This is a genomic window from Streptococcus sp. 339, assembly GCF_013277285.1.
In the GTDB taxonomy this organism is placed as follows: domain Bacteria; phylum Bacillota; class Bacilli; order Lactobacillales; family Streptococcaceae; genus Streptococcus; species Streptococcus pseudopneumoniae.
Genome location: NZ_VMMR01000023.1, coordinates 65,215 through 76,587, shown reverse-complemented (window position 1 = coordinate 76,587; position 11,373 = coordinate 65,215). Strand labels below are relative to the sequence as shown.

Annotated in this window: 10 protein-coding genes and 2 pseudogenes; 2 read left to right on the top strand and 10 right to left on the bottom strand. The window is 39.0% G+C overall.

Features of this window, described 5'->3' with window-relative positions; all coding sequences use genetic code 11:
- Positions 1–428 (top strand): annotated as a pseudogene (locus HT736_RS03090) (IS630 family transposase); the annotation flags it as partial.
- 308 nt (positions 429–736) lie between these two features.
- Here HT736_RS03090 and HT736_RS03085 read toward each other — a convergent pair.
- Both HT736_RS03085 and HT736_RS03080 read right to left on the bottom strand, forming a co-directional pair.
- On the bottom strand, positions 737–1,819 hold the full coding sequence (locus HT736_RS03085) for an N-acetylmuramoyl-L-alanine amidase family protein (protein ID WP_000868697.1): 1,083 nt from the start codon (positions 1,817–1,819) through the stop codon (positions 737–739).
- 12 nt (positions 1,820–1,831) lie between these two features.
- Positions 1,832–3,070 carry a caspase family protein gene (locus HT736_RS03080; RefSeq protein ID WP_000722389.1) on the bottom strand — a complete coding sequence of 413 codons (1,239 nt, stop codon included), beginning with the start codon at positions 3,068–3,070 and terminating at the stop codon, positions 1,832–1,834.
- 92 nt (positions 3,071–3,162) lie between these two features.
- On the opposite strand from HT736_RS03080, the gene HT736_RS03075 reads away from it, so the two are divergent.
- On the top strand, positions 3,163–4,017 hold the full coding sequence (locus HT736_RS03075) for an Rgg/GadR/MutR family transcriptional regulator (RefSeq protein WP_054393211.1): 855 nt from the start codon (positions 3,163–3,165) through the stop codon (positions 4,015–4,017).
- 124 nt (positions 4,018–4,141) lie between these two features.
- Here HT736_RS03075 and HT736_RS11635 read toward each other — a convergent pair.
- From HT736_RS11635 to HT736_RS03040, 8 genes and pseudogenes are all read right to left on the bottom strand, one after another.
- Positions 4,142–4,353: pseudogene (locus HT736_RS11635) on the bottom strand (IS3 family transposase); the annotation flags it as partial.
- A gap of 88 nt (positions 4,354–4,441) precedes the next feature.
- The gene (locus tag HT736_RS03070) at positions 4,442–4,789 is read right to left on the bottom strand and encodes a type II toxin-antitoxin system RelE/ParE family toxin (protein ID WP_050261340.1); all 348 of its coding nucleotides are present in this window, start codon (positions 4,787–4,789) and stop codon (positions 4,442–4,444) included.
- Complete coding sequence (locus HT736_RS03065; protein WP_001101480.1) at positions 4,779–5,066, bottom strand: type II toxin-antitoxin system RelB/DinJ family antitoxin; 288 nt, start codon at positions 5,064–5,066, stop codon at positions 4,779–4,781. The genes HT736_RS03070 and HT736_RS03065 overlap by 11 nt, the downstream gene beginning before the upstream one ends.
- Before the next feature lie 163 nt (positions 5,067–5,229).
- Positions 5,230–5,841, bottom strand: coding sequence for a 30S ribosomal protein S4 (gene rpsD / locus HT736_RS03060; RefSeq protein ID WP_000092760.1), 612 nt, complete (start codon positions 5,839–5,841; stop codon positions 5,230–5,232).
- Between the two features lie 194 nt (positions 5,842–6,035).
- Entirely contained in the window at positions 6,036–7,088 is a 1,053-nt protein-coding gene (locus HT736_RS03055) for a HAMP domain-containing sensor histidine kinase (protein ID WP_000769775.1), read from the bottom strand.
- A complete protein-coding gene (locus HT736_RS03050) occupies positions 7,085–7,783 on the bottom strand; it encodes a response regulator transcription factor (RefSeq protein ID WP_000520643.1) in 699 nt (232 codons plus the stop codon). Before HT736_RS03050 ends, HT736_RS03055 begins: the two co-directional genes overlap by 4 nt.
- Before the next feature lie 166 nt (positions 7,784–7,949).
- Entirely contained in the window at positions 7,950–10,193 is a 2,244-nt protein-coding gene (locus HT736_RS03045; protein ID WP_023932936.1) for a PavB family fibronectin-binding SSURE repeat adhesin, read from the bottom strand.
- Positions 10,194–10,308: 115 nt separating this feature from the next.
- Entirely contained in the window at positions 10,309–11,325 is a 1,017-nt protein-coding gene (locus HT736_RS03040) for a glycosyltransferase family 2 protein (RefSeq protein ID WP_000771879.1), read from the bottom strand.
- Positions 11,326–11,373 lie beyond the last annotated feature (48 nt).

The window sequence follows — 11,373 nt, the reverse complement described above, 5'->3', positions numbered from 1 at the left end:
ACCGCTACCTCTATCGTCCTTATGCAGGGGCTCCTAGAGGGGAGAAAGTCTATGAAAAGATTAGCGGACGTCGTTTTGAGCGAACTTCAATTGTTGCAGGACAAGTAGACGGAGAGTTTATAGCTCCCATGATTTACAAGAACAGCAGGACAAGCGATTTCTTTGTGGAGTGGTTCAAAACGCAACTCCTGCCTGCTTTGAAGACACCTCATGTTATTATCATGGACAATGCTAGTTTTGATCCCAAGAACATTTTGGATGAACTCTGCATCCAAGATAAACACTTTTTCTTACCTCTACCGCCTTATTCACCAGATTTGAATCCTATTGAGCAAGCTTGGGCTATCTTGAAAAAGAAAGTAACAGATTTATTAAGGGAAGTCCCAACTATTTTTGAATGTTTGGAACGCTTTTTAAAAACTAAATGACTATAAAACTTTTTTCCCAGATTTTTGTTTACTACTAAAGTTCACAATGGGTCTAATTTTTAAAATACTCTTGTTTAATTTTTGTAAGCAGATTGTTAGTAAAAGAGAATAACCCTGCTAAATTTCTGATCTACTTTATTCTATAGTAAAATGAAATAAAAATAGGACAAATCAATCAGGACAATCAAATCAATTTCTAGTAATGTTTTAGAAGTCCAGATGTACTATTCTAGTTTCAATCTACTATATATTATTCACTGACTAAAAAAGAAAACCTACCTTCTCAGTAGATTTTCTCTGTTTAAAATTTATTTCCAAGCGCCACTGGCATCTACATAGTAACCATCAGGTGTATAGGTGTTGTGAAGCATCTTACCAGTTGAAGCAAGGTAGTACCAAGATCCACTATCTTTTACCCATCCTGTTACCATAGAACCTGAGTTGTTTAGATAATACCAAGATCCACTATCTTTGATCCAACCTGTCGCCATAGAACCTGAGTCCTTTAGGTAATACCAAGAGTTATTATCATATAGCCAATTGCTAGCAATCATAGCTCCTGATGATTTAAAGGCATACCAGTTGCCACCCTGATAGAGCCAAGTTTGATTGAACATGACTCCTTTATCATTCATAAAGTACCAAGTTCCCTTGTCCTTAACCCAAGCATTTTTAACTAATTGACCTTGTTTTTGATAGTACCACTTTTCACTGTAATTCTTTTTTAGCCAGCTTTCTGCTTTTAGAATCGGATAAAGTATTTTGAAGGCTCCTCCCCCTCTGTAGGAATGACTGATAACTCCTGGTTTTTGAAGTTTCAATTCTACATAGTCGTCTTCCCAAGCAAACACTTTTTGACCATTGAGAGTCTCTGGTAAGGTAGCAGTGTAGGTCTTAGTTTGATAGTCCCATTTTGCATCAAGGTAGGTGTGTTGATCATTTGATTCGTCAATACGGAAGTAACCACTCTTTCCGCCATCATTATATACATCATCTACTACTTTAGTGGACCAGGTCTTTACTTCATTTCCGCTCTTGGCTTCTACCTTGATATCTCCTCTATAGCCATAAGGTACATAGAAATTCAGGTAACGCCCCTCTGTACCGACCATAGATTTGTCCTTTTCTTGACCTAGGAAATTGATAGTCTGATCTTGACCATTGAGACTAACCGTCCACTCGATTTTCTCAGTTTTTGGCAAATCCAAGACTTTGATATCCACTTCATGGCCATTGTTAAATCGAAGAATTTTGCCATCTTGATACTTAACCCCACCCTTAATAACCCATTCTTCTTCCAACTCAAAGGCTTGACCTGAATGAGGGAAAGCTAATAAAGCTAGACCTGCTAGAGATAAACCAAATAGTGTGATTTTTTTTGATACTTTCATTTTCTTAACTCCTTATTTTTGGAATAAAACAAATTGACTGTTTTTAGGATAAACTGATACATGTTGCTCTTCGTGAATTTGTGATGCAGCTTCAAGGACTAGAGGATAAGAGTATTGATACAGTTCCTCTAAAGTAATTTTTCCGTTAGTATTGGTGTCTGCCATAGGCGAAATCATTCTATTTTGAAGTGAATCCCAACCTGTACCCATTGCCCAGTATCTGGTGGCAAGACTACCTACTCCGACTACACTATACGATTCTTCGCCTTTCCAAGAGGCACATAGTACGAGGAATTTAGAATCAAGCATTTCACCATTCTTGCTTGCTACATCTCCTGTTGAAAATCCTGCCAAAAATGCTTGTTCATCAAATTTTTCTTCAGACTTGGAGGCAACCTTTTTGTCTGACTTACCTACATCTATAATTGTTCCTGAATAGCAACAATCCAGCATAACCACAAACTTACCTTTATATTGTTTCAGTATAGATGCCAATTCCCAGCCTGAAAATGTCTGACCATCGCTACCAAGATAGATTCTTCCGTCTCTTCCTCCATGACAAGTAAGGTAAAGATAGTTCACATCGCTTTCGATAGAAGATTTGAAAAGCTCTTGCGTTTTTGCAATAATCTCGGACTTAGTTTTATCTGGGAAACGAACAACTTTACTAAAGTTTTGGTTACCAAAAACCTTTTCCATAGCATTAACGTCTTCGATAGGTACTGCTCTCGTTGATGTTTCACCAAGAACTAAAGCACGGCGATTAATCGTTTGTCTTGCTCCACTACTAGCAAAGAAATAAGTATCATCTCCAATATTGTGCCAACCTGTCTGCATAGCACCGCTGGCAGCCAAATAATATTGTTTTCCTTCGATAGTCTGTAGGCCAGTTTGCATGACACCGCTAGTATTTAAATAGTACCAACTACCAGAAATCAAACACCATCCTGTTTTCATAGCACCACTAGTATCTAGATAATACCAATTTCCATATTCATTAAACCAACCTGTTTTCATCCAACCTTCACTATCAAAATAGTACCAGGTTTCATTGATCTTTTCCCACCCGTTTTTAGTGTAAGAACCGTCAGAGTGTTTATACCACCAACGGCTATTCGATTGAATCCAACTGCCATTAGAGTGACTATAAGACTTGGGAGAGATAGATTCTTGAGCAGAAACTGGACTATTTACTGGTAGTGTTGCCACTAGGCTCAGTAAAGCAACTGATGACAATAAAATTTTTTTCATAATCATATTGTCCTTTCTGTTTTATTTTTGTATAATCATATCACAAATAAAAAAACAGGTTTTATTTTTTGCAGAAATGGAAGAGGAATACTATGGAAAATTTTGGAGCAGTTTTAAAGGATATCCGTATTTCAAAAAATTTTCGTCTTAAAGATTTGGCTTGTGATAAGATTAGTGAGTCAACTATTTCTCGTTTCGAAAATGGGATTACAAAATTATCTATTGATCATTTTTACATATTGTTAAATCGCCTGGGGATATCATTTTCGGAATTTGAAGAATTAGTTCATTGCTATTATTCCAAAAAAGAATGCTTTTTTGAAGAATTAGAACATGCTGTAAACTCTTCAGATATCATTTTGTTACAAGAACTAATAAAGAAAATAGAGCTAAAACAAAAGCAGGAAAGAAGTTTATGCAATTTTCACATAAAATTGATTGCTGAACAACAGATTAATCGCCTTGTAAATCTTCCTTATAATACATCTAAATGCAATGAGATAATAAAGTATTTGCTTTCGGTAGATACTTGGATGGAGTATGAACTGAAAATTTTTTATAATTCGGTGTTTTTTATGAACACTAAAACCATAAGCTTATTATATAGAGCGGTAATCAAGAAAACACGACATTTTTTAAAAACAAATATGGGAACACATAGAGTAATTCCTTTATATTTATTTAATTTAGAATTATTATTAAAAAATAATTTGTTAAATAACGCTCAATTTTTTATAGATGATTTAGAAAATTTACTGACCAGACAAGGATATTATTTTGAAAAGAATTATTTACTCTTCCTAAAAGGTATTTATCTTATAAAAACTAATCAAATAAAGTTAGGTAAAAAAGAATGTTCTAAAGCTATGAGAATATTTAAGGAATATAATGATAGTGATACAATAAATGAATTAAACCAGAAATTTAAGCTAGATCTAACAATTTAATTGTTAAATGATATTGTTTAGAGATATAATTCCTAAAAAATTAGACAAATAATTTATCTATAAGATTTGGTTCTGTATTACACTGAGCTAAGTCTTTCTTAGTTTTAATACATTTGTTATTATATAGGCTTTTATTGATTATTTCTTGTTTTAATTCAGGGGAATAGTAACGATTCTTCCCATTTTTAACACTCTCTATTCCATAACGATTAATTCATCTTGTCACATACCTTAGCCCGAAACATCTACACAAAATCTTTTTGAAAGCTGATTAAAGATTTGTACTTGCTTTCTAAGTTCATAGATCTGAACCTTAACCTCATTTGTCAATCCCATAATAAAAATAAGGACATTCCAATTGAACTGCACCCCAAAAGTTAGACAGAAAAAATCTAACTTTTGGGGTGCAGTTCATATATAGGCGCTATTTTTTCTTGAGCAAGCGGATGTAGTCCTGCTTGCTATGAATAATATCTGATACAAAGACAGCTTTTCTGTCCTCTAAAATATGATAGAATGCTAGGTAATCTCCTAAAATGATGCATCGAGTTTTGTGGGGTGGGTATATAATCCCTCCTACTCTTTCGTCAGCATCAAATCCTGCTTCTGGGAAGACTTCAAGACGCTCCAAACCATAAAGAACATTCTTAACTGTGTTTGCTCCTGCCTGTTCTGAAAAGTAGTTAGCTGAGATATAATCTTTAATACCTCTTAGCTGTTCTTGTACCGTTTCGGAGATAATGATGCTATATGCCTTCTCGTTAAATTCCAAGGTTAGCCCTCACTTCATCAAGACTGTAAGTTCTTCCATGTTCTAAATCCTCAAAGCTACGAGCAATTTCAGCACGCAACCTTGATAGAAGTTCTTCTCTTTCTTTATCTACTTGAGTTTCAAATGGCAAGGCTTTATTTTCTACAATGTGTTCTAAAAACAAGTTAAAACTGGCTGTCATATCAAGATTTTGCGCTGTGATAATAGCTTTAGCTTTCTCTAACAAGTCTCTGTTAGTCTTAAAATTTACCTGTGTGTTTTTTTCTAAAACATTCATGGTAGCACCTCCTTTAGACTATTATATCACTTTGGACTATATCGGTCTAGTTATGTCTCAACGATTATAGCTGGATACTAAGAGAAATCAAAAAAGCACTCTAGGATAGAGGCCTAAAGTGCTTAGTTTCAAGGCTTTACAGCCTATCATATTTAATAAAATATTACAACATCTTGTTGTAGAATTCAACGACAAGTGCTTCGTTGATTTCTGGGTTGATTTCGTCGCGTTCTGGCAAGCGAGTCAATGAACCTTCCAATTTTTCAGCGTCGAATGATACGAATGCTGGACGTCCAAGAGTAGCTTCTACTGCTTCAAGGATTGCTGGAACTTTCAATGATTTTTCACGAACTGAGATCACTTGACCTGGAGTTACGCGGTATGATGGGATATCAACGCGTTTCCCGTCAACAAGGATGTGACCGTGGTTTACGAACTGACGAGCTTGACGACGAGTAGTCGCAAGACCAAGACGGTAAACAACGTTATCCAAACGACGTTCCAAAAGAAGCATAAAGTTGAAACCTAGGATCCCGCCTTTGATTTTTGTAGCTTGTACGAACAAGTTACGGAATTGTTTTTCACCTACACCGTAAGTGAAACGAAGTTTTTGTTTTTCAGCCAATTGCAAACCGTATTCTGACAATTTAGAACGGTTGTTTGGTCCGTGTTGTCCTGGTACGTAGTTACGACGTGCCAATTCTTTACCTGTACCTGTAAGTGAAAGGCCAAGGCGACGAGATTGTTTCCAAGATGGTCCTGTATAACGTGACATGTGAATGTCCTCCTGATATAAATAATATTTCGGTGGAAATAGTCACTTAGAAAGCCCTGATTCGTGCAGATGCCCTTCGCCTAAACAGCCAAGGTTACTTATCATAAGACACCTGTTGACGAGCTTCATGCTTTCCTGCTGATATTTCACACAAAATCTATTTTACCATGAATAGCTGGATTTGTAAAGGGGTTTTAGGCTTTATTTTCACTACCAGAGAGATTGAGAAGGAGGGTAAAGGTACTTCCTAGACCGTACTGGCTGCTGACTGTGATTTCCCCACCCAATTGATGAGCCAATTCACGCGCAATCGCAAGACCAAGACCATGCCCACCTGTTTTCATGTTACGCGAAGTTTCGACACGATAAAGGCGTTTGAAAATATTCTCCAAATCCTCTGGGGCAATGCCCTGCCCCTCATCGGTCACACTGATTGAAAGCTGGTTCTTCTCCAGCTTAGCCACCACTTCCAGCTTGGTTCCTGGAGCAGAGTATTTAAAAGCGTTATTGAGCAGATTCACCAAGATACGAGAAAGCTTAGCATAATCTCCTTCAGTCCGGGCAGACTCTGGGATTACCTGCAAGTGGACATCTCTTCTCTCCTGCTCAATCAAAAACTGAAATTCACTCATGCACTCAATCAAGAGCTGATCCAGAAAAATGCTGTCTTTGCTGGTCGTTTCCACCTGATTTCTAGCTGTGTTTAGGGTCAAAAAATTCAACTCCTCAACCAGTTTATTGAGTCTTTCCGTCTGGCGTCCAATGGTTGCTAGATAATGGTCCTGTTCTCCTTCCTTGATAACCCCATCCAAAATCCCTTCTACCGTCGCTTGGATTGAAGTGATAGGAGTCTTGATATCATGCGACAACTGGGCAATCATCAAGCCCTTTTCTCGTTCGCTTTCTTCCAAGGAATCAAAGCTTGCCTGCAAATCATGGGACATTTCATTAAAAGCTTGGCCTAATTGTTGAAATTCTAAAGGGCCTTGAACCTCCAAATTTGAAGGAAAATCCTTGTCCGCTACCCGCCTGGCATGCTCCTTGAGTTTGCCCAACGACGTAAAGACCGGCGATAGGAGAAAGAGACTAATCCCAGCACCGACAAGGCTGGCAACGATGGTCATCCCAAGCAAAAAGTAAATCTCGCCTTTCGCAATCAGCATTTTTTGAACAGCCCAAAAAACAACCAAAATGGTTAAGAGGGTTGAAATAATATATCCAACCAAAATATAACTTTTTAGTTTCATGTTTGTCCTCTCGGTTTCTCTATCTTATATCCCAACCCCCAAACTGTCTTAATAGTGGGCGTTTGGTCACTACTATATTTTGCCAACTCCTGTCGAAGAGCATGGATATGCACATTCAAGGTATTGGTGTCATCCACATAGTCTTCTTGCCAGACTTTTTCATAGAGGTCTGTCTTGGAGAAAACTCTCTCTGGATTGCTAGCTAAAATCCACAGCAATTCAAATGATTTAACAGTTAAATCCAGCATTTCTTCTCCTATTTGAACTTCATGACTACTATGATTCATTTTTAGATTGCCAAGGGAAATCAGCTCTGTTTCGCCCCCACGATGAAGGCGGCGCAAAATATTATGGACACGCAAAACCAGCTCACGTGGGCTAAAAGGCTTAGCAATAAAATCATCTGCTCCCAAGCTCAGGCCGTAAATCTTGTCCTGTTCACTGGTCTTAGCAGTAATAAATAGGAAAGGTTGCTCTGGTGATAAGTATTGAACCTCACTGATTAAATCATAACCATCCATCCGAGGCATCATGACATCTGTGATAATCAAATCAATCGGTTTTTTCTTGAACAGCTCTAGCGCTTCCAGTCCATCATGGGCTACCAAGACCTGATAACCTGCCTGAATTAAGTATCTCTGATGAATATCGGTGATTTCTACCTCGTCGTCAACGAGTAAAATTGTCTTTCCCATCTGTCTCTCCTTTGATAAAAACAGTGCTATACTGCTTTAAGTATAACACTATTTTTATTGTTTTACGATGATTTTAATCTGCTATTGAAAGAAAGTCCTGATTGCTGATTGAGTTGGTAAACTAGCCTTAGTCAGCCCACTATCCATCATTTATTTCCTTAGCTGATTAGTTTTCTTCTTTTTTGTTTTTCAAACCTAGACCACCGAGTAAACCTACAAGCGCAAGCCCAAGGAAACCAATACTTGCCATTGATGTTTGAGCTTCACCAGTATTTGGTAGCATAGCTTTATCATCTGACATCATCTTGTCTGACATCATCGTATCAGACATCTTGTTAGCAGAAGCAGCCATATTTTCACCTGCCATCGTATTGGTAGAGCTTGTCATGGTGTCAGCAGGCATGCTATCTGTAGTACTTGGAGCTGGAGTCTCAGTCTTCATACCTGATTTTTCCATTTGGTCATTTGCTGGCATTGCTTTATCAGTCTCTTTGGCTGGTGCCATCATGTCCTTATGGTCAGCAGCTGTTTGATGAGTCGCACCTGTAGCAGGATTGTGATTCATCGGAGTCACGCCAGAACCAGAGTTAGAAGATGAGAATGAAGCATTTGCTGTGTCTGATGTTTCTTTAACATTTATCTTAATAGTAACTTTTTTAGCTGCTACGACATTTGTCAAATCTACTTTACCATCTTTGTTGCCATAGACATTGACTGTAGCGCTGTAGGTTTTAGTGCCGTTTGCTCGAAACTGGTCAATGAGTTCTTGTTTTTCTTTGCCAGCCACGTTTCCGTCCAAGGCTACTTGATAGAAGTATTGCCCTTTGGTCTTCACGTTTTCGCCTAGTGGAGATAGGGCTGGGTTTTTAGCGTCGCCATTATCTGACCATGGAGCCTTGTCAGATGCCTTAAGCAAGAGACGAGTCAACATGCCATCACCTGCGAAGAGTTCGTATGGAATCACATGGTTGACACCTGCTGTGAATGGACCGTCACCCTTGGCTTGTTCTAGGTAGGCTGCTGGAACATCGATACTGTCTTTAACGTTGTCTGCAACGGCTTTTTGAACTGTTTCTTTAGAAATTAAACCGTTTATGTTAATAGTAACTTGTTTAGTTGCTACGACATTTGTCAAATCTGCTTTACCATCTTTGTTACCATAGACATTGACTGTAGCGCTGTAGGTTTTAGTGCCGTTTGCTCGGAACTGGTCGATGAGTTCTTGTTTTTCTTTGCCAGCCACGTTTCCGTCCAAGGCTACTTGATAGAAGTATTGACCTTTGGTCTTCACGTTTTCGCCTAGTGGAGATAGGGCTGGGTTTTTAGCGTCGCCGTTATCTGACCATGGAGCCTTGTCAGATGCCTTAAGCAAGAGACGAGTCAACATGCCATCACCTGCGAAGAGTTCGTATGGAATCACATGGTTAACACCAGCTGTGAATGGACCGTCACCCTTGGCTTTTTCTAGGTAGGCTGCTGGAACATCGATACTGTCTTTGATGTTGTTTTTAACTGCAGATTTGACATCGCTTCTTGTTACAAGACCGTTCAAGGTAATATTGACTTTACGTTCCTTGACAACCTTATTCAAATTTGGTTTATCACCGGCTGCTTCATAGACAGTCAGGGTAGCTTCATAGGTATTTGTACCATTAGTACGAAGTGTATCTAATAAATCCTGATCTTGCTTACCTGTAGTGTTACCATTCAAAGATACTTGATAGTAATACTTGCCATCAGGTAAATTTTTCACTGGTGGAATTTTTTCATTTTTATCCTTACCATTATCTGACCATGGAGCCTTGTCAGATGCTTTGAGCAAGAGACGAGTCAACATACCATCTCCTGCGAAAAGTTCATATTTAAGCGGTTTGTTTACACCAGCCAAGAAAGGACCGGAAGCTTTGGCTTGTTCTAGATAGCCCGCTGGGACATCGATACTGTCTTTAACATCCTCATCGACAGCTTTTTTAATATCTTCTGGACTTGCTTGTTTCCCATCCACATCAGCTGTATCTACAGCTTCTTTTAAGACATCTGCTAGCTCTGAATTTTCTTGAGCTTCTTCACCTTTTTCAAAAAGTGTATCCAGACGAGAAGGGCTTGTCTCCTCGCTCACTTCAGTTACTTCTGTAGGTGTAGAAAGTGAGTTCGTATTTCCAGCAACGACCTCAGGTTTCGCTTGAGCAAGAACAGTATCTCCCTGAGTTTCTGCTAAGTCACCCTCTTTCGTTCCCGATGTCTCTTCAGGTACAACTTGAGCAGGGGTCGGATTGACCCCATCGGCACGTACAGAACTTGGCTGACCAACTAGGACAAAGAAGCCACTAGCCACAACAACTGAGGCAACACCGACACTGAGACGGCGAATAGACCAACGAGTATATCTTTGATTTGGATTGAATTTCATAGGGTTCTCCTTAGAGTTTTTCTTTATTTGATGACTCTAGTATAATATCCTAAAATTAAAAAGGACTAAGAAAAAGTTAAAATTTTTCTTAAATCCCTCTTATAAAATACTTATATCAATTAAATCCATAAACAGATTTGGTGATTTGATAGACGACATTGGACAGTTTGCGAGCTGGCAAGACTGAATGTTTGGTCAAACGGCTAAGCATGGTCTTACGGATAGCCTGAAAAACCTCTGGATTTTCCTGCTGAATATAGGTCCACAGCTCCCGTTTTTTTGCCAAATGCTCTGCTGTACCTGCTCGATTGAGCAGGGCACTGGAAATCACCGTCGTAATCTCGATATGATTCAGCAGATATTCTCGCATTTTGGGGTGGCTCACTTGGGATAAATCAAGCTGGTCTACCAAGAGTCGATTGACTTTAAGTTGCTGGTCAATGCGCTTAATCATCACTTGCTCATTGACAGACTGGTCCTCACGCCCAATCAAATAACGATAGAAATCGACAGGCAGATAGTACATGGTCTTGACCTGCTGAAGAGGGGTAAAGACAAAGAGATTATCGACATAAAAAGTATGCTCAGGCAGTTGGAACTGGCTAGCACGCAACAAATCTGTCCGATAAATCAGCGAGTGCATCATGATATACTGGCCTTTGGAGAAATTTCCGACCTGGTCCCAGCCAAAAATCTGCCGAACAGGCAAGACTGACTCGTAGCTCATACTCTTCTTACGAGACTGACCTTCCTTTTCGTAAACAAAATTAGTCACAAAGGCGTCAACCTCTTGACCCTTACTCTCAAGTTCCTGCAAGGTTTCAAGAGTTTTCAAGTAGGCACGAGGATCCACCCAGTCATCACTGTCAACTACTTTAAAATAGCGCCCAGAAGCCTCTACCAAGCCACGATTGACCGCACCGCCATGGCCCTTATTTTCCTGATAAATGGCTCTAACGATGTTAGGATACTTGTCGGCTAAACGCTCAGCGATTTCCTGAGTCTGGTCCTGAGACCCATCATTGATAATCAAAATCTCAACTTGCTCACCACCAATCACTAGCGACTCCACACAGTAATGAAGATAGGCTGCAGCATTATAGCTAGGAATGGCGATAGACAATAACTTCATAATCTACTCCTTTAGGGGACTGATTTTTCTTACTCAATGAAAATCAAA